At 62.9% G+C, this 17,803-nt stretch carries 15 protein-coding genes; 9 read left to right on the top strand and 6 right to left on the bottom strand.

Annotation, left to right across the window (positions count from 1 at the left end; all coding sequences use genetic code 11):
* The first annotated feature begins 103 nt into the window (after nt 1-103).
* From AC6JA3_RS12635 to AC6JA3_RS12675, 9 genes are all read left to right on the top strand, one after another.
* Nucleotides 104-595, top strand: a complete 492-nt coding sequence (locus tag AC6JA3_RS12635) for a hypothetical protein (RefSeq protein WP_026540332.1) — start codon at nt 104-106, stop codon at nt 593-595.
* Between the two features lie 14 nt (nt 596-609).
* On the top strand, nt 610-1,050 hold the full coding sequence (gene msrB / locus AC6JA3_RS12640; RefSeq protein WP_026546602.1) for a peptide-methionine (R)-S-oxide reductase MsrB: 441 nt from the start codon (nt 610-612) through the stop codon (nt 1,048-1,050).
* Nucleotides 1,051-1,249: 199 nt separating this feature from the next.
* Nucleotides 1,250-2,617, top strand: a complete 1,368-nt coding sequence (locus tag AC6JA3_RS12645; RefSeq protein WP_026540330.1) for a DUF6421 family protein — start codon at nt 1,250-1,252, stop codon at nt 2,615-2,617.
* Nucleotides 2,617-3,357 (top strand): SDR family oxidoreductase, encoded by a 741-nt coding sequence (locus AC6JA3_RS12650; RefSeq protein WP_026540329.1) that lies wholly within the window; start codon nt 2,617-2,619, stop codon nt 3,355-3,357. The genes AC6JA3_RS12645 and AC6JA3_RS12650 overlap by 1 nt, the downstream gene beginning before the upstream one ends.
* 61 nt (nt 3,358-3,418) lie before the next feature.
* Nucleotides 3,419-4,480, top strand: a complete 1,062-nt coding sequence (locus AC6JA3_RS12655) for a threonine aldolase family protein (RefSeq protein WP_051421517.1) — start codon at nt 3,419-3,421, stop codon at nt 4,478-4,480.
* Nucleotides 4,481-4,543: 63 nt separating this feature from the next.
* Complete coding sequence (locus AC6JA3_RS12660) at nt 4,544-5,200, top strand: DUF3000 domain-containing protein (RefSeq protein WP_026540327.1); 657 nt, start codon at nt 4,544-4,546, stop codon at nt 5,198-5,200.
* A 91-nt stretch (nt 5,201-5,291) separates the two neighbouring features.
* Nucleotides 5,292-6,653 (top strand): HRDC domain-containing protein, encoded by a 1,362-nt coding sequence (locus tag AC6JA3_RS12665; protein WP_026540326.1) that lies wholly within the window; start codon nt 5,292-5,294, stop codon nt 6,651-6,653.
* 210 nt (nt 6,654-6,863) lie between these two features.
* A complete protein-coding gene (locus tag AC6JA3_RS12670; protein ID WP_223945170.1) occupies nt 6,864-8,126 on the top strand; it encodes a thiolase family protein in 1,263 nt (420 codons plus the stop codon).
* Nucleotides 8,123-10,267 (top strand): 3-hydroxyacyl-CoA dehydrogenase NAD-binding domain-containing protein, encoded by a 2,145-nt coding sequence (locus tag AC6JA3_RS12675; protein WP_026540324.1) that lies wholly within the window; start codon nt 8,123-8,125, stop codon nt 10,265-10,267. The genes AC6JA3_RS12670 and AC6JA3_RS12675 overlap by 4 nt, the downstream gene beginning before the upstream one ends.
* 175 nt (nt 10,268-10,442) lie before the next feature.
* Here AC6JA3_RS12675 and AC6JA3_RS12680 read toward each other — a convergent pair whose 3' ends face one another.
* The 6 genes from AC6JA3_RS12680 to acnA form a co-directional block, all read right to left on the bottom strand.
* The gene (locus AC6JA3_RS12680) at nt 10,443-11,420 is read right to left on the bottom strand and encodes an aldo/keto reductase (RefSeq protein WP_026540323.1); all 978 of its coding nucleotides are present in this window, start codon (nt 11,418-11,420) and stop codon (nt 10,443-10,445) included.
* Between the two features lie 9 nt (nt 11,421-11,429).
* Nucleotides 11,430-11,648 carry a helix-hairpin-helix domain-containing protein gene (locus AC6JA3_RS12685; protein ID WP_026540322.1) on the bottom strand — a complete coding sequence of 73 codons (219 nt, stop codon included), beginning with the start codon at nt 11,646-11,648 and terminating at the stop codon, nt 11,430-11,432.
* A gap of 30 nt (nt 11,649-11,678) precedes the next feature.
* A complete protein-coding gene (locus AC6JA3_RS12690; RefSeq protein ID WP_026540321.1) occupies nt 11,679-12,239 on the bottom strand; it encodes a hypothetical protein in 561 nt (186 codons plus the stop codon).
* Entirely contained in the window at nt 12,236-12,802 is a 567-nt protein-coding gene (locus tag AC6JA3_RS12695; protein ID WP_497920152.1) for a DUF402 domain-containing protein, read from the bottom strand. The genes AC6JA3_RS12690 and AC6JA3_RS12695 overlap by 4 nt, the downstream gene beginning before the upstream one ends.
* Complete coding sequence (gene dxs / locus AC6JA3_RS12700) at nt 12,799-14,772, bottom strand: 1-deoxy-D-xylulose-5-phosphate synthase (protein WP_497920153.1); 1,974 nt, start codon at nt 14,770-14,772, stop codon at nt 12,799-12,801. Before dxs ends, AC6JA3_RS12695 begins: the two co-directional genes overlap by 4 nt.
* 176 nt (nt 14,773-14,948) lie before the next feature.
* Nucleotides 14,949-17,756, bottom strand: a complete 2,808-nt coding sequence (gene acnA, locus AC6JA3_RS12705) for an aconitate hydratase AcnA (RefSeq protein WP_026540318.1) — start codon at nt 17,754-17,756, stop codon at nt 14,949-14,951.
* Nucleotides 17,757-17,803 lie beyond the last annotated feature (47 nt).

The raw sequence follows: 17,803 nt of genomic DNA on the forward strand, positions 1-17,803 counted from the left end.
GGGCGCGCGGCGCCACTGTGCATTGAATCGGCGCGTTGATTCAGTGCGTTGATTCGGCGGCAAAAGCCTGCGGACGCACGTTGGGCGGGACTACGCTGTAGCCATGAGTGATCCCATAGTCATCCTGACTGAAGAGCCCCTTGGCCCCGACGACCGCGTAAACATCGCCAAACTGGTGGACGGCGGTGACACGCCCCTTGTTGTACTGGTTCCGGCCAATACCGAGCGACATCTCCTGGTGGATTTCCTGGAGAACCTCTCGTTGCTCGATATTGCCAAGGCATTCCGTGAGCTCACTGCGCAGTCACCGGATCCGGTAGCCGAGCGGGCTGAAGCGTCGGAGACGTTGGCTGCCTCGTTGGCGGCTTTGGCCGGCGTGGGTGGCGGCGTCACCGGTGAAGTAGTCGACGGCGGTGCGGTGGCCGGTTTGGTGGCCAAGGTGCGGGCACTGGATGCTGCTCAAGCTGTGGTGGTCACGCGGCCCCACGCGATCGCCGACACGTTCCACACGGACTGGGCCAACAAGGCCCAGGATCAATTGGGGCTTCCGGTGCTGCATTTGTACGCGGGTTCGGGATTTATCGGCGACTCGTGAGCGTTGGAGAAGACATGAACACTCCTGAGAACACCAGCAAGACAACCGCTGCGCCCGTGGAGAAGAGCGATGCCCAGTGGCGCGAGGAGTTAACCCCGGAGGAATACCGGGTTCTGCGGCAGGCGGGAACGGAGCGACCCTACACCGGGGAGTACTGGGATACCCACACCGAGGGCGTCTATCAGTGCCGTGCTTGTGGCAGCGAACTTTTCACCAGCAAGGAGAAGTTCGATTCCCATTGCGGCTGGCCCTCGTTCTGGGCTCCCCTGGCCGATGGCACGGTCCGTTACCTTCATGACCGCACCATGGGGATGGACCGGGTAGAGGTCCGCTGCGCCAACTGTGATTCCCATCTGGGGCACGTGTTCGAGGGTGAGGGCTACGGCACTCCCACCGACCAGCGGTTCTGCATCAATTCCGTTTCCCTCCGCCTGGTCAACGCGGAAGAGAACTGACGCGTCCGGACGGGCCAGCTATTTACTGGTCCGTCCGGCATCGTTCGGAGGAGAAACGCTGCGCGCTGGACCTCGAACGGGACAGAAGCACCCGAAGAACAAGAGTTGCTTATGCTGAGGGCTTTTTTGGATTAGCAATGCTTTTCGCTTGCTACGCTCGGCCCAGAAGCAATAACTACTTCGGAAAGGGCCGAGCTCCATGACAACCATCGCCACCTCCACCCTCCCGCGTGTCACCGCCGACAACGCCGAGTGGACATCGCTGAAGGCCGCGGCCACAGCGCTCCAGGCACACCAGGAACAGGACGGCTCCATCGCCGATCCTTCTGCCCACGCCGGGGCAGCCGCGCTCGTCGCAACGATCTGCGAAGCCATTACCGCCCTGGCTCCCCTCTTCCCCCACGATGCCCGTTACCTGGAGTTGCTGGTGGAAGACTTCGGCCGGTGGGTGAACGAAGGTTTTGGCGTACCTGACTTCCTGGATTCCCTGCAGGCGTTCCAGCCCCAGGAACTTCGCGTGGACGGCCTCCAGCACCTGGTGGTCTTCCCCATGTACACGCAGAACGGCAGCACCAACCGGCTGGTCGAGGCCGTCCTGATCGAGGTTATCTGGCCGGAGTTCATTGGAGGCCTGGAAGCAGGCGAGTACTCCAACAAGCTCTTCGTCCCCATCCGCTTCATCGATTTCACTCCGGGGTACGACACCAACTCAGCGGTCCTCTTCCCCGAAACCGTTGCAGTGCGCGAGACTCCCACCTTCACTTGGGGCGCCATCTTCGCCGACCGCGAAGCCGCACGCTTCCGTCGGGTCCTCAAAGCTGCAGCAGCAACTACGTCACTGGAACTTCCCGCGGATGCAGCCCAGTTGATCGAGGACCAGGAACTCACGCAGCGCACGTTCGTTATGTGGGACCTCATCCACGACCGGACCCACATGCGTGGTGATCTTCCGTTTGATCCGTTCATGATCAAGCAGCGCATGCCGTTCTTCCTCTACTCACTGGAGGAGCTGCGCTGTGACCTGACCGCTTTCCGTGAGTCGGTGCGCATCGAAAAGGACGAGAACGCAGATCCCGATGCCCGGAAACACGCAAAACTGGTTCAGTATGCGGTGATCTTTGACCGGATCTTCCGTTTTGCCATCACCGGCAGCCGCGTCCGCAACTACGACGGGCTCGGTGGGCAACTGCTGTTCGCCTGGATGCACCAGCACCACGTTCTGCACTGGACCGACAGCAAACTCTCCATTGACTGGGAAGATGCTGCTGCAGTGGTGGTTGAACTCGGCGCAAAGATCGAGGAACTGTACTGGCGTTCGATCGACCGCCCCAAGGCCGCCCACTGGTTGGCTGCTTACGAACTCATTTCCGGCACCGTCACAGCCCACCCGGCGTCGGTATGGGCCAAGGGTCCGGATGCCCTGCCGTTGGACGGTCCTCCCCGCGGGCTCACCGACCAGGTCCTTGACGATGAGTTCCCCCTGTCCATGTTCTACGAAGCACTGGAGAAGAAAATGCGCCCCGTCATCGAATCCACCACCGGCATCACTGGCGCGACGGCAGCCTGATGCCCGGTTTGACCATCCTTGTAACCGGCGGCAGCAGCGCGTCCGGCATCGCCACGGCGCGTGCGTTGGGGGCCGCCGGTCACAAGGTTTTCACCGTCGGCTCGGACGATGCCCGGATCAAGGCCGCGGCGGATGATGCCGGCAACGGAGTCACCCCCATGGTGTGTGACCTCGCCTCCTACGATGCCGTTCGTGAACTGGCCGGCGGGCTCACCGGCCGCGGCGTGGACCGCGTGGATGGTGTGATCCACCTGGTGGGCGGTTGGCGTGGAGCGAAAGGTATAGAAGACCAGTCCGATGAGGACTGGAATGCGATGGAACGCGGCGCTATCACTACCCTGCGCAACGTTTCCCGCGTCTTCTACAGCCAGCTTGAGGCCTCCCCCCATGGCCGGCTGGCGATGATTTCCTCCACTGCCGCTTCCGCCCCCACCGCCGCTGCCGCCAGCTACGCCGCTTCCAAAGCCGCCGCTGAAGCCTGGACCCTGGCGGTGGCTGACGGGTTCCGCAGGGCGCAGGCTGAAGGCCGGGCCGAAACCCAGCACCAGCCCGAAGACCTGCACAGTGCCGCTGTCATCTTCGTCGTCAAGGCTCTGGTGGATCCTGCCATGCGGGCCGCACACCCGGAGAGGCGGTTCCCCGGCTACACGGACGTCGAAGACCTGGCGGCCGCCGTCGTCGGATTGTTCGAAGAGCCGGCCGCAAACCTCAACGGCCAGCGCATCCTGCTGGCCAAATAGACTTGAAAGCGTGAATGAACAAGTGACGAGCACAACAGAGGCCACTGCCACCGCCAACACGATGGCCGGGCACCAACAACTCCACGACCCATCGGTGCGTGGATTTGCCTCCGACAACTACTCCGGCGTGCATCCTGAGATCCTTGCCGCCTTGGCCGGTGCCAACGGTGGCCACCAGGTTTCCTACGGCGAGGACGTCTACACCGCGCGCCTCCAGGAAGTTCTGGAGCAGCAGTTCGGCTCCGGCATTGAGAGTTTCCCTGTCTTCAACGGCACAGGGGCCAACGTCCTGGCTCTGCAGTCCCTCCTGCCGCGTTGGGGAGCCGTCATCTGCGCTTCCACCGCGCACATCAACATGGATGAGAACGGCGCACCGGAACGCGTCGGCGGGATCAAGCTCCTGCAGGTCCCCACAGAAGACGGCAAGCTCACGCCCGAATTGATTGATCGGGAAGCATGGGGATGGGGCGACGAACACCGCGCGCAGCCCCTGGTGGTCTCCATTACCCAAACCACCGAGCTGGGCACCTGCTACACCCCTGAAGAAGTACGTGCCATTGCAGACCACGCCCATGCCAAGGGCATGAAACTCCATATGGACGGCGCGCGGCTGGCAAACGCCGCGGCCTACTTGGATGTGCCCCTGCGCGCCTTCACACGCGATGCCGGAGTGGACATCCTCTCCTTTGGCGGCACCAAGAACGGCCTGCTCTTTGGCGAAGTGGTGGTTGCCCTGAACCCTGAGGCCGCGGACGGACTGAAGTTCCTGCGGAAGATGAACATGCAGCTGGCTTCGAAGATGCGCTTCATTTCCGCACAGTTCATCGCCCTGCTTGAGGACGGGCTGTGGTTGCGGTCTGCCGCACATGCCAACGCCATGGCGGCCCGTCTTCGCACGGCTGTCGAGGCAATCGACGGCGTGGAGCCCACCCAGGCAACGCAGTCCAACGGCGTCTTTGCCATCCTGCCGGCCGGCGTTGCCGATCGCCTGCGCAGGAACTTTGCCTTCTACGATTGGGACGCAGCCAGGGGCGAGGTCCGGTGGATGTGCTCCTTCGACACTACCGAAGCAGACATCGACGCCTTCGTCGCAGGAATCAAGCGGGAACTGGGCTCCCTCTAACCCCGTGCATCCGGGGCGGCGAGCCTGCTGGGAATCGCCGTCCCGGAAGCATAACCTGCGAGGGTGAACGCCCTCGCACAGGTTCCCTCGGACTTTCTTCTCGCTTTGGGAACGCTACGAAAAGCCCAATGCCGCAGCGAACTGCGGCTTGACGAAATCCCTGCACCGGCACGGCTGGCACCCTATGCAGTAGCCCTCGGAGCAGAAGTCTTCAGCCCCACCGCGGCAACACGTCGGGTGCCCGTGCACGGGCCGGCAGCCAAAGCATTCGCAGCCAGCCAGGCCAACACGCCGGCAAGCGAGGACGACGACGAACTGGCCACGGGCCGGTTCATCCTCCTCTACGATCCCGACGGCTCGGCAGTATGGGAAGGCGAATTCCGGATCGTCACCTACATCAGGGCCCAAATGGACGCGGAGATGGGCAATGACTCCATGCTTGGCTCAGTCGCGTGGACGTGGCTGGTGGATGCTTTGGAAAACCACGCGGCACCGTACCGCGCGGCTGGCGGCACGGCAACCAGGATTCTCTCCGAAAGCTTCGGCACGCTGGCCGAACGTCCGGACACCATAGACATTGAACTCCGCGCTTCGTGGACGCCGGCCGGCGCTGATGTCCAGGCCCACTTGGAAGCCTGGTCCGACATGGTGTGCACGTTCGCGGGACTTCCACCCCTTCCACCGGGTGTCACCGGACTGCCCAACAGGAGACTCAATTGACCAATAATCACCTACCGGCAGAGGTGCCCACGGTGCTGCCATCACCACGCCCCGGCGTGATCCCGGCATGAATCGGTAAGCTTAAGCCACCATGACCCCTGAAAACCTGGATAAAAACACAGCCGGCGTTCCGGTTGCTGATCCCACCACGCACATCAAGGTAGACGGCTTCGACAGCCACGTCCCTGAAGTCATCGATCTCGATACGCCACGCGAAGGCGTGCCCGTAGTCATCGATACGCCTTCGGGACTGGAACGGTGCGCCGCCGCCATCGCCGCCGGAACAGGACCAGCCGGGGTGGACGCAGAACGCGCCTCCGGCTTCCGCTACGGACAACGCGCCTTCCTGGTGCAGATCCGCCGCGAGGGGGCAGGAACCTGGCTGATTGATCCCGAGCCTTTCGAGAACCTGGACATCATTAACGAGGCCCTCCGGGGAGTCGAATGGATCCTGCACGCAGCAACACAGGATCTCCCCTGCCTGTCCGAGCTCGGCATGTGGCCGGACAAACTGTTCGACACCGAACTTGCCGCACGGCTTGCCGGCCTTCCGCGCGTAGGCCTGGCCGCCGTCATTGAACAACTCCTTGGATTCGGCCTCGCCAAAGAACACTCAGCGGCCGACTGGTCCACCCGCCCGCTGCCCGAGCCGTGGCTCCGGTACGCAGCCCTCGACGTCGAAGTCCTTGCCGAATTGCGCGAAGAACTCATCGAACTGCTCGAAGCTGACGGCAAACTTCAGTACGCAGAGCAGGAATTTGCCGGCATCCTTGCCGCCGGCATTTCAGCACCCAGGGTGGACCCTTGGCGGAAGACGTCCGGCCTGCACCAGATCCGGGACCGACGCCAATTGGCAGCCGTCCGTGAACTGTGGCAGGAGCGCGACCAGCTGGCCCGCAAGCGTGATGTGGCTCCAGGTCGCCTGATTCCCGATTCTGCGCTGGTAGCCGCCGCCAAAGCCATGCCTACCACTGTCCCCCAACTGCTGGCCACCAAGGGATTCCATGGCCGCTCAGCCCAACGTGAGGCGCCACGCTGGCTGCGCTGCATCACCAATGCCCGGACCCTGACGGACGTGCCGCCCTTGCACTTGCCCACGAACGCTCCGCCGCCACCGCGGGTCTGGGTGGATCGGGACCCCGAGGCCGCGGCCCGACTGGCTACCGCGCGCCCTGCGCTCCAGGCCAAAGCTGACGAACTCAACCTACCGGTGGAAAACCTGCTGACGCCGGACTTCCTCAGGCGCATCACGTGGCGACCCCCTGCGGAGATCTCCCTTGAGACCGTGGCTGCTGAATTGCGGGCGCTGGGCGCGCGCGAATGGCAGGTCGACTTTGCCGCCCCGATCCTCACCGATGCCTGCTTGAACCCCAAACCGCTTCCGGCCAAGGAATCAAAAGCGAAAGACAACCCACAGTCCCCGGGAACCCAAGAGTCCAAGGACTCCGCCTGAGCCTTATCGGACCGCCCAGGCCCTATCGGCCCGGCCGGCCCGTCGCCCGAACCACGGTTCGCGGTGGCGGGCCTTTCTCGTCTCCCCATGCACGTTGAAAGGATGTGACGCACCTTGCACCCTAAGTTACCGACGAGTAACATGGGCTTAATGCCAAACCGGAGCACCCGCAACGCGGGCCGGCACCATGTCTCAACGAGGAGTTAATACATGAGTCCATCACGCAGCGCCCAGAGGACCGTCCGGGATGTCGTCTTCGTGGACGGAGTCCGCACGCCCTTCGGCAAGGCCGGCGATAAGGGAATCTACGCTGGCACCAGGGCCGATGACCTCGTGGTGAAGTGCATCCGCGAACTGATGCGCCGCAACCCCTCGCTGCCTGCCGAACGTGTGGACGAAGTAGCGATTGCCGCCACCACCCAAACCGGCGACCAAGGCCTCACCATCGGACGCACTGCCGCTTTGCTGGCAGGTCTTCCGCGCACAGTGCCCGGCTTCGCGATCGACCGCATGTGTGCAGGTGCCATGACGGCAGTAACGACGACGGCGAGCGGCATCGGCTTTGGCGCTTATGACGTGGTCATCGCCGGCGGCGTCGAACACATGGGCAACCACCCCATGGGTGCTGGAGCCGACCCCAATCCACGGTTCATGTCCGAGCGGCTGGTGGACCCGGCTGCCCTGAACATGGGTAACACCGCAGAGAACCTGCACGACCGCTTTCCGGCCATCACCAAGGACCGCACAGACGCCTACGCTGCTGCTTCTCAAGCCAAGCTCGCCGCAGCCTACGCCAACGAACAAATCCAGCACGACCTCGTCCCCGTGGCCACCATGAAGCCCGGCCAAGGCTGGGCCCTCCACACCACCGACGAACCCCCGCGCCCGGGAACCACAGTGGCCGACCTTGCCGAACTGCGCACCCCGTTCCGTGCCCACGGCCGTGTCACCGCAGGCAATGCCGCAGGACTTAACGACGGCGCCACGGCTGCCGTCCTCGCCTCTGCCGACGCTGCGGAGGAACTGGGCTTGTCAGTGAAGATGCGGCTTGTTTCTTACGCCTTCGCCGGCGTCGAACCTGAGGTCATGGGCATCGGCCCCGTCCCGGCCACGGAAAAGGCCCTGAAGAACGCCGGACTGGGCATCGAAGACATCGGCCTCTTCGAGATCAACGAGGCCTTTGCCGTCCAGGTGCTCAGCTTCCTGGACCATTTCGGCATCGCAGACGAGGACCCCCGCGTCAACCGCTATGGCGGGGCGATCGCCGTCGGACATCCCCTGGCTTCCTCAGGTGTCCGGCTGATGAACCAGCTGGCCAGGCAATTCGAGGAAGATCCCACAGTGCGTTATGGCATCACCACCATGTGCATCGGCCTGGGCATGGGTGCCACAGTGATCTGGGAGAACCCGCACCACGCCGACTACGCTTCCTCCACCGCTGATACCGCCACCACCGAAGGAGCCGCCGCATGAGCGCCGCCGAATTCCAGAAGCTCGCCGCCCTTTTCCCTGATGAAGTCCGCACCCACTCCTACGTCCAGGACATCCAGCTGCCAGGTGGCGCAGGAACCTTCGCGCTGATCACCCTGGATAACGGCCTGGACCACTCCAAACCGACCACGCTGGGCCCGAACACGCTTGTTGAACTGGGCGGCGTCCTGGACGCCCTCAAGGAGCGCGCTTCGAAGGGCGAAATCGTCGGCGTCGGCGTCACCGGCAAGCCGTACTTCCTGGTGGCCGGCGCGGACTTGTCTGCGGTCAAAACGCTCAAGGAGCGCGAGCACGGTCTCTGGATGGCACAGCTTGGCCATGCCGTCTACAACACCCTGGCCAACCTTGGCGTTCCCAGCTTCGCCTTCATCAACGGCCTCGCCTTGGGCGGTGGCCTCGAAATCGCCCTGCAGTCCACGTACCGGACGGTCTCCACGGGCGCCGGCGCCTTGGCCCTGCCCGAAGCGTTCATCGGCTTGGTCCCGGGTTGGGGCGGGGTCTACATCCTGCCTCGCCTCATTGGCCCGGAAAACGCCGTCAAGGTCATGATCGAGAATCCCCTCAGCAACAACCGGACCCTCACCGGCCCGCAGGCCTTCGAGCTCGGTGTAGCTGATGCCATGTTCGAGCCAGCCGACTTCGTCGAACAGTCAATCGCATGGGCCGCCAAAGTCATCTCCGGTGCCGTAACACCGGAGCGGAAGAACTCCGTGGATGCCGGCGATGACACCGTCGCCGGCCGCTGGGCAGACGCTGTGGCCGCTGGACGTGCTTTTGTGGAGTCCAAGACCTCAAACGCTTCCCCTGCCCCGGCAAAGGTCCTGGATGTCATGGAGGCCAACCGCACCATGACGCAGGCCGAATCGGCCGCCCTCGAGTGTGAGACCCTGGCGGGCCTCATGCAAACCGACGAGTTCCGGTCCACGGTGTACGCATTCCTGGACCTCGTCCAGAAGCGCTCCAAGCGTCCTGCCGGCGCCCCAGACCGCAAGCTTGCCCGACCGGTCACCAAGATCGGCGTGGTGGGTGCAGGGCTCATGGCAAGCCAACTGGCGTTGCTGTTCGCCCGGCAACTGAAAGTCCCCGTGGTCATGACGGACATCGACCAGGCACGGGTGGATAAGGGCGTGGCCTACGTCCATGCCGAAGTCGACAAGATGCTGGCGAAAAAGAGGATCAAACCCGACGCCGCCAACAGGACCAAGGCATTGGTCACAGGCTCGGTCTCCAAGGAAGCCTTCGCAGACGCTGATTTTGTCATCGAGGCAGTCTTCGAGGAACTCCACGTCAAGAAGCAGGTCTTCGCAGAGGTTGAAGCAATTGTTTCCCCCGAATGCATCCTGGCCACCAACACATCCTCGCTGTCCGTCACTGCGATGGCCGAGGACCTGAAGAACCCGGAACGACTGGTGGGCTTCCACTTCTTCAACCCGGTGGCTGTCATGCCGCTCCTGGAGATAGTGCGGGCACCCAAGACAGACGACGCCGTGCTGGCCACCGCGTTCGAGCTCGCCAAGGGACTCAAGAAGACGGCCGTGCTGGTCAAGGACGCTGCAGCCTTTGTGGTCAACCGCATCCTGCTGCGCCTCATGGGTGAAGTCATCGCAGCCTTTGACGAAGGAACTCCTGCCGACGTCGCTGACAACGCCCTCCGTCCCATGGGCCTGCCGATGTCACCGTTTACTTTGGCTGCCATGGTTGGCCTCCCGGTTGCCCAGCATGTCCAGGAGTCCCTGCACAGCGCATTCGGTGAGCGGTTCCCCGTCTCGCAGAACCTGCAGAAGCTCATCGACAACGGAGTCAAGACCCTGTGGGTTCCCGGCTCCGAGGGCAAGCCCGTCATCCCGGCTGAAACCCTTGCCATCCTGTCGTTCGGGAACACCCCGTCCACCGGCGAAGAAGTCCTTCGACGCACGCAGGATGCTTTGGCAGAGGAAATCGGGCTCATGCTCGAGGAAGGCGTCGTGGCAGGACCGGAAGACATCGACCTCTGCGTCATCATGGGCGCCGGCTGGCCGATGTTCCTCGGTGGCATCACACCATACCTGGACCGTGTAGGCGCTTCCGAACGTGTCAACGGGAAGCGGTTCCTGGCGCCCGGGATTGCCTCGGCACCGGCTTAGGCCGGGCGTGTCCCTTTCCAGTACTGTCCGGCCACGTCCAGTCCCGTCCCTGATAGACAAGCAAAGGCCCCTATAGACAATCAAAGAGGGCAGTGGCCCGGAGCAGATGCTCCGGGCCACTGCCCTCTTTGCCTATCACCCGGCAACTTCCAACGCTGGGCCGGTCAATCCAGTTCTAAAACAGTGCCACTTTCGGAGCCTGCGGGAAGATTCCGTCCAATTCCGCGCGATCTTCCGGAGTGGGAACCCAGCACACCGCTTCGGCATTCTGGCGGATCTGCTCCGGACGCGTGGCGCCGGCAATGACGCTGCTGACGCCGGGCTGTGCCGCCAGCCAGGAGAACGCCAACTGCAATTCAGTGATGTCCCGCTCCTTGGCGAATTGTCCAAAGCGGCCCAACTGGTCCCAGTCGGCGTCATGAACCAGGTTGGTGCGCGTGTGGCTAAGCCGGGTTCCTTCGGGCGCCTTTCCAGCGGAGTATTTGCCCGTGAGCAGCCCATTGGCAAGGGGGAAATACGGCAGCACGCCCAGGGAGAAGGCACCAGCGGCGGGAAGAACCTCCAGTTCAGCACGGCGATCCAGCAGGTTGTAATGGTTCTGGGTGGAAATGAAGCGTGCACCGCCGGCCTGACGGCCAACATACTCGGCTTCGGCGATCTGCCAGCCAGCGAAGTTCGAGTGTCCTATATAGCGGACCTTGCCTTCGGTCACCAGGTCATCGAGCGCCGCGAGCGTCTCTTCGATGGGGGTCAGCGCGTCTGGGGTGTGGAACTGGTAAAGATCGATCCACTCCGTATCCAGTCGCCGGAGCGATGCTTCGACGGCTTTGACGATGTAGCGGCGTGAACCACGGGCTCCAAAATCATTCCCATTGACCCCTTGCATGTCCATGCCGAACTTGGTGCCGATGACGACGTCATCGCGCTTGCCCTTGAGGGCTTTGCCCAACATGGTCTCGCTCAGTCCGGGCTCGCGTCCGTAGACGTCGGCAACATCAAAGAACGTCACACCGGCCTCAATCGCAGCATGGACAACGGCGTCCGTGCCTTCCTGGGACTCGGTGGGCGTATTGGCGCGGCCCAAATTGTTACAGCCCAGCCCTACAGCTGAGACTGTCAGTCCGGAATGGCCAAGGCGTCGGTATTCAGTCATGAATTCAGCCTAGCCTCCGTTGTAGGAGATACCCGATTCCTCCATGGCGTCCTCCAGCTGGGCGATCGCCACCGGCCCCATACCGTGCAGCGTGGAGATCTTCGACTCGCCGAATTCCGCCAGCTGCTCCAACGTTTCGATTCCCTCATGCGCCAGTGCCCGTCTCGCCGGTGCAGCGAGCCCCTTGGGCAGTGGTGTATGTCCGGGCCAGTTGCTCTTGGACGCCATGGAAGTCCCTTCTGGTGCGTTGGGTGCTACTTAGAGAGTAAAGCCCATCCCCTGCTTGGGCGAGTGCTTCACCTTGAAGGCGTCGGGCTCGTTGTAGGGCGCCGAGGCGATGGTGAGCTTGGTGAAGTCCAGATCCTCACCGCGAACGCAGATCTTGATCGCGTTCACAGCCTTGTTGACGTCCGGGCAGAGGCAAAAAATGTTCAGGTGGCCATTTCCTATGTCGGAACGGTCCACCACGCCCAATCCACGCCATGCCAGTTCCCCGGTCAGGGCTGCCTTGGCTTTGCGTTCAAGATGGCGGTCCCGTTCAGTGCCGTCCTTGGTCTTGAGCGCAATTTGGGCGACGACCCAGAACTGCTCGGACTCGGGAATCTCCGCATATCCGTCTTCCTCGCACTGCGCGGCAAAGGCCGCCATCAACCCCTCCACCGACGACTCATCCTCAACGCCGGTTTCATCGGTTTTACTCTGGTGTCCCACTACGCCGTGATTGATCACGAACTGCTGGTCCTCGTCGTCGTACCAGGCTTCGCGGAAGTGGAGAACTCCCTCGTCATCCCGCTTGTATGTACGAATAATCCCGCTCATGCCCGTCCTTTCCTGAACCATTCGGCGCTGGTACTGGCACCAGAGACATCGAAGGGTGCTTTCATGGCCGCTACAGCCTCCAAGAGGGCTGCGCATTCCGTGCGCATAGCGGCCACTGTTTCGTCCGGATAGCCCATGGCCACCCGGTGCTGCTCAAACTCGTCTTCATCGTCAACAAACACGCCGTGGCGGGTGGAACGGATCACGTCCAGATCCATGTCGATCACATGGAACTCCGTTACACCGGGCTTGATGGTGTTCCAACTGTGGGACGTGGCCAGATCAACATAGATCCGGAAGTCCCCGGGGTAGGTGTCGTCGTAGAACGTGGCTACGAACTCACCACTCCGCGGAACCAGCAGGACAGCGTCCGAGGCCGTGTAGAAGGCTGCTCCGGGACGGGAACAGAACTCCCCCGCGCCCTGGAAAACCCACCAGCCGTGGATGTCCTCGCCAAGGTACCTGCCCGGAACCACCCAGTGGGCGTTACCGTTGAATTTCCTGTTCCTCGACACAACGAGGTCGCCGGGCTGCAGTGAGCCCGGCCCGCGTTCGTCCATCACAACGTGGGCAGACTGCCGGTGGCGGGGTGTTCCTGACCTGGAAGGGGCCTGGCAAAGGGGACCTTTGTCCCCAAAACCTGCGCTACGACGTCGTGCGTGATCTTCTGCGCCGTCAGCCCAACGCGCTCCAGGACTTGGCTCCGCGAGCCGTGCACAAGGAACTCCACCGGCAAACCGACTTCGTTGAGGGCCGTGTCCACCCCCGCGGCGCGCATTTCCTGCCGGATGCGGGAGCCGACGCCGCCTGCCCGCACACCGTCCTCGATGCAAATGACCAGGCGATGCCGGGCAGCCAGGGCAATGATCGATTTCCGCACGGGAAGGAGCCAGCGGGGGTCCACCACCGTGGAACTGATGCCTTGGGCCCCCAGCCTGCCTGCTACATCCAGGGCTAGTTCGGACATGGCACCGACGCTGACAATCAGGACATCGTTTTCGGTGGACCCCTCGGGACGACGGGCAAGGATGTCGACGCCGTCGTGGAGCCGCTCGATCGCCTCGACCTCTGACCCGACACTGCCCTTGGAGAAACGCACCACCGTGGGAGCGTCGTCAATTGCAACGGCCTCCCGCAGTTCTTCCCGGAGCCTCGTGGCGTCGCGGGGGGCGGCCAGGTGAAGACCCGGGACAATCTGGACCATGGCCATGTCCCACATACCGTGGTGGCTGGGGCCGTCCGGGCCGGTGACGCCGGCCCTGTCCAGGACAATCGTGACGCCGGCCTTGTGCAGGGCGACGTCCATCAGGAGCTGGTCAAAGGCCCGGTTGAGGAAAGTGGCATACACGGCCACTACCGGATGCAGTCCGCCGAAGGCCATGCCTGCAGCTGACGTGAGTGCATGCTGCTCTGCGATACCGACATCAATGACCCGCTCGGGGTGGCGCTCGGCGAACTTGTGAAGCCCCACTGGGATGAGCATGGCTCCCGTGATCCCCACAATGTCCTGGCGCTCGTCGGCTATGTCCGCGATCTCTTCGGCGAATACCGAGGTCCAGGACCTTGCACCTGGCATCTCAGTGGACTCACCCGTTTCGGGATCGATGATTCCCACGGCATGGAATTGGTCTGCCTCGTTGGCCAGGGCCGGGGCGTAGCCGTGGCCCTTCTCGGTCATCGCGTGCACGATCACCGGACCGCCGTACGCTTTGGCGGTGCTCAGGGCGTTCTCCATGGCCTGGAGGCTGTGGCCATCCACTGGACCGATGTACTTCATGCCCAGGTCCTCGAACATGCCTTGGGGCGCCCACCAGTCCTTGATGCCCTTCTTCATGGCGTGCAGGCTCTTGTAGGTGAACTGCCCGGCAGGTCCGCCGTCCTGGAGCTTCTTCTTCCACCAGTCCAGCATCCGCTCATAGGCCGGAGTGGTGCGCAAGGAGTCAATGGTGGGACGCAGTGAAGCGAGGTAATCGGCAAAGCCGCCGACAGTAGGTGCGTAGGAGCGCCCGTTGTCATTGACCACAATGACAACGCGGCGGCGCTTGTCGGCGGCAATGTTGTTGATGGCTTCCCAGGTCATGCCACCGGTGAGCGCGCCATCACCAACAACGGCGACGACGAACCGGTCACCTTCGCCGGTCAGCTGGCGGGCACGCGAAATGCCGTCGGCCCAGGACAGGGAGGATGAGGCGTGGGAGCTCTCCACAATGTCATGCTCTGATTCGGCGCGCTCTGGATAGCCGGAGAGCCCGCCCTGCTGGCGGAGGGTGCTGAAATCCTGGCGGCCGGTGAGCAGCTTGTGCACATAGGACTGGTGCCCGGTGTCGAAGACGATGCTGTCGCGCGGGGACTCGAAGATCCGATGGACAGCCAAGGTAAGTTCAACAACACCCAGATTCGGGCCCAGGTGTCCGCCTGTCGCGGCTACGTTGGTGATCAGGAATTCCCTGATTTCGCCAGCCAGTTGTTCCAGCTCGGTGCCGGACAGTTTGGCCAGGTCCTGTGGATCCTTGACGGTTTCCAAAAGTCCCAACGGCCCTCCTTAGGGTGAATGACGTGCTTGTTAACTTTAGCGCGTACGCGGGACCCCCGCGTTTCCCACGCCTGAGCACTGGGGGGCTGTGCTGGCCCCGGACGGCAACAGCCCCGGCTGGTCATTCGACCGGCCGGGGCTGCATGCCTCGGAATCAGCTGAAACCAGCTGGTTCGCTACGCGGAGATCTGGCGCAGAACGTACTGCAGGATGCCACCGTTGCGGTAGTAGTCCGCTTCGCCCGGGGTATCGATACGCAGGACAGCGTCGAAGGACTTGGACGTGCCGTCCTCAGCCGTTGCCGTCACCTTGAGCGTCTTGGGCGTGGTGCCGTTGTTCAGCTCCGTCACGCCCTCAACAGCGAAGGTTTCCGTACCGGTCAGGCCCAGCGTTGCAGCGGACTCGCCGGCCGGGTACTGCAGCGGGAGCACACCCATGCCGATCAGGTTGGAGCGGTGGATGCGCTCGTAGCTCTCAGCAACAACGGCCTTGACACCCAGGAGCGCAGTGCCCTTGGCTGCCCAGTCACGGGATGAACCCGAACCGTATTCCTTGCCTGCCAGGACCACCAGCGGCGTTCCCGCAGCCTGGTAGTTCTGGGCGGCATCGTAGACGTAAGCCTGCGGTGCACCTTCCTGGCTGAAGTCGCGGGTGAAGCCACCCTCAACGCCATCCAGGAGCTGGTTCTTGATACGGATGTTCGCGAACGTACCGCGGATCATCACTTCGTGGTTGCCACGGCGCGAACCGTAGGAGTTGAAGTCCTTGCGCTCCACGCCGTTGGCCAGGAGGTACTGGCCTGCCGGGGTGTCGGACTTGAACGAACCTGCTGGGGAGATGTGGTCGGTGGTGACCGAATCGCCAAGCTTGAGGAGCACGCGGGCACCGGAAATGTCCTGGACGGGATCCGGCTGGGCTTTCATGCCCTCGAAGTACGGGGGCTTCCGCACGTAGGTGGAATCCTCCGCCCAGGCGAACGTGTCACCGGCAGGGGTGTCCAGTGCCTTCCAACGGTCGTCGCCGTCGAAAACGCCCTCGTAACCCTTGGCGAACATTGCCTCATCGATGGAGGAGTCAATGACTTCCTGCACCTCGGTGGGGTTCGGCCAAATGTCCTTCAGGAAGACCTCGTTGCCTTCGGAATCGGTGCCCAGGGCATCGGTGTCGAAGTCGAAGTCCATGGAGCCGGCCAGTGCGTAGGCGATGACCAACGGCGGCGAAGCCAGGTAGTTCATCTTCACGTCCGGGTTGATGCGGCCTTCGAAGTTGCGGTTACCGGAGAGGACTGCCGTAACGGAGAGGTCGTTGGCCTGGATTGCCTCGGAGATTTCCGGCTCAAGCGGGCCGGAGTTGCCGATGCAGGTAGCGCAGCCGTAACCAACAATGTAGAAGCCAAGCTTCTCAAGGTAAGGAGTGAGGCCGGATTTCTCGTAGTAGTCGGTGACAACCTTGGAACCGGGGGCAACGGAGGTCTTGACCCACGGCTTGGACGTCAGGCCCTTGTCTACGGCGTTGCGTGCCAGGAGGGCAGCAGCCAGCATGACGGAGGGGTTGGACGTGTTGGTGCATGAGGTGATCGAGGCGATCGATACTGCACCGTGGTCCAACTCGAACTCGCGGCCGTCGGCCGTGGTGACCTTGACCGGCGTCGAGGGCCGGCCGTGCGCACCGTTGGCGGCGGAGTAGACGCGGTCCGTCTCCGTGGTGTGCGAGTCAGCATGGGTGAACGACGGTGCATCCGAAGCCGGGAAGGATTCGTCCAGGGACTCGTCCACGCTGCCGTCTTCGATGGCGACGTAGTTGTGGATGTCCTTGCGGAACTGTTCCTTGGCATCGGTGAGTTCAATGCGGTCCTGCGGACGCTTGGGACCGGAGATGGAGGGAACAACCGTGGACAGGTCCAGCTCAAGGAACTCGGAGAAACGAAGTTCGCGGGAGGGGTCGTGCCAGAGGCCCTGTTCCTTGCTGTAGGCCTCCACGAGGGCGACATTCGCCTCGGAACGGCCGGTCAGGCGCAGGTAGTCCAACGTGACGTCATCGATCGGGAACATGGCAGCGGTGGAACCGAATTCCGGGCTCATGTTGCCAATGGTGGCGCGGTTGGCCAGCGGCACAGCGGCGACGCCTTCGCCGTAGAACTCAACGAACTTGCCAACAACGCCGTGCTTGCGAAGCATTTCGGTGATGGTCAGGACGACGTCGGTGGCGGTAGCACCGGCCGGTATGCTGCCCTTGAGCTTGAAGCCCACAACTCGGGGAATCAGCATGGAAACAGGCTGGCCGAGCATTGCGGCCTCGGCTTCGATGCCGCCAACGCCCCAACCCAGGATGCCCAGGCCGTTGACCATGGTGGTGTGTGAGTCAGTGCCGACGCAGGTGTCGGGGTAAGCGCGCAGAACGCCGTCCACTTCGCGGGTCATGACGGTGCGTGCCAGGTATTCGATGTTGACCTGGTGGACAATGCCGGTTCCCGGGGGAACTACCTTGAAGTCGTCGAATGCGGTCTGGCCCCAGCGAAGGAACTGGTAACGCTCGCCGTTGCGCTGGTACTCGATCTCCATGTTGCGCTCCAGGGCGCCGGAGTTACCGAAGGCGTCGATCTGGACGGAGTGGTCGATGACCATTTCTGCAGGTGCCAAGGGGTTGACGCGCTTGGGATCGCCGCCGAGTTCCTTGACTGCTTCGCGCATGGTGGCGAGGTCAACAACGCAGGGAACGCCGGTGAAGTCCTGCATGATGACGCGGGCGGGGGTGAACTGGATTTCCGTGTCGGGCTCCGCATTGGGATCCCAACCGGCCAGGGCGCGGACATGGTCCGCCGTAATATTGGCGCCATCCTCAGTCCGCAGGAGGTTTTCAAGCAATACCTTAAGGCTGAACGGAAGGCTGTCTGCGCCCTCTACGGAGTTCAACCGGAAAATTTCATAATCGGTGCCGGCTACATTCAGTACGCCTTTGGAACCGAAGCTGTCCACAGTGCTCATGGCAGGACTCCTCTCGCAACAGTTTCATCTTTGTCGCGTGGTTGGCC

It is taken from the genome of Arthrobacter sp. TmtSoilC79, from assembly GCF_059739405.1.

Bases quoted from the DNA above. Each gene is read 5' to 3' on its own strand.
- AC6JA3_RS12635 (WP_026540332.1), top strand. From the start codon at position 104: ATGAGTGATCCCATAGTCATCCTGACTGAAGAGCCCCTTGGCCCCGAC.
- msrB (WP_026546602.1), top strand. From the start codon at position 610: ATGAACACTCCTGAGAACACCAGCAAGACAACCGCTGCGCCCGTGGAG.
- AC6JA3_RS12645 (WP_026540330.1), top strand. From the start codon at position 1,250: ATGACAACCATCGCCACCTCCACCCTCCCGCGTGTCACCGCCGACAAC.
- AC6JA3_RS12650 (WP_026540329.1), top strand. From the start codon at position 2,617: ATGCCCGGTTTGACCATCCTTGTAACCGGCGGCAGCAGCGCGTCCGGC.
- AC6JA3_RS12655 (WP_051421517.1), top strand. From the start codon at position 3,419: ATGGCCGGGCACCAACAACTCCACGACCCATCGGTGCGTGGATTTGCC.
- AC6JA3_RS12665 (WP_026540326.1), top strand. From the start codon at position 5,292: ATGACCCCTGAAAACCTGGATAAAAACACAGCCGGCGTTCCGGTTGCT.
- AC6JA3_RS12670 (WP_223945170.1), top strand. From the start codon at position 6,864: ATGAGTCCATCACGCAGCGCCCAGAGGACCGTCCGGGATGTCGTCTTC.
- AC6JA3_RS12675 (WP_026540324.1), top strand. From the start codon at position 8,123: ATGAGCGCCGCCGAATTCCAGAAGCTCGCCGCCCTTTTCCCTGATGAA.
- AC6JA3_RS12680 (WP_026540323.1), bottom strand. From the start codon at position 11,420: ATGACTGAATACCGACGCCTTGGCCATTCCGGACTGACAGTCTCAGCT.
- AC6JA3_RS12685 (WP_026540322.1), bottom strand. From the start codon at position 11,648: ATGGCGTCCAAGAGCAACTGGCCCGGACATACACCACTGCCCAAGGGG.
- AC6JA3_RS12690 (WP_026540321.1), bottom strand. From the start codon at position 12,239: ATGAGCGGGATTATTCGTACATACAAGCGGGATGACGAGGGAGTTCTC.
- acnA (WP_026540318.1), bottom strand. From the start codon at position 17,756: ATGAGCACTGTGGACAGCTTCGGTTCCAAAGGCGTACTGAATGTAGCC.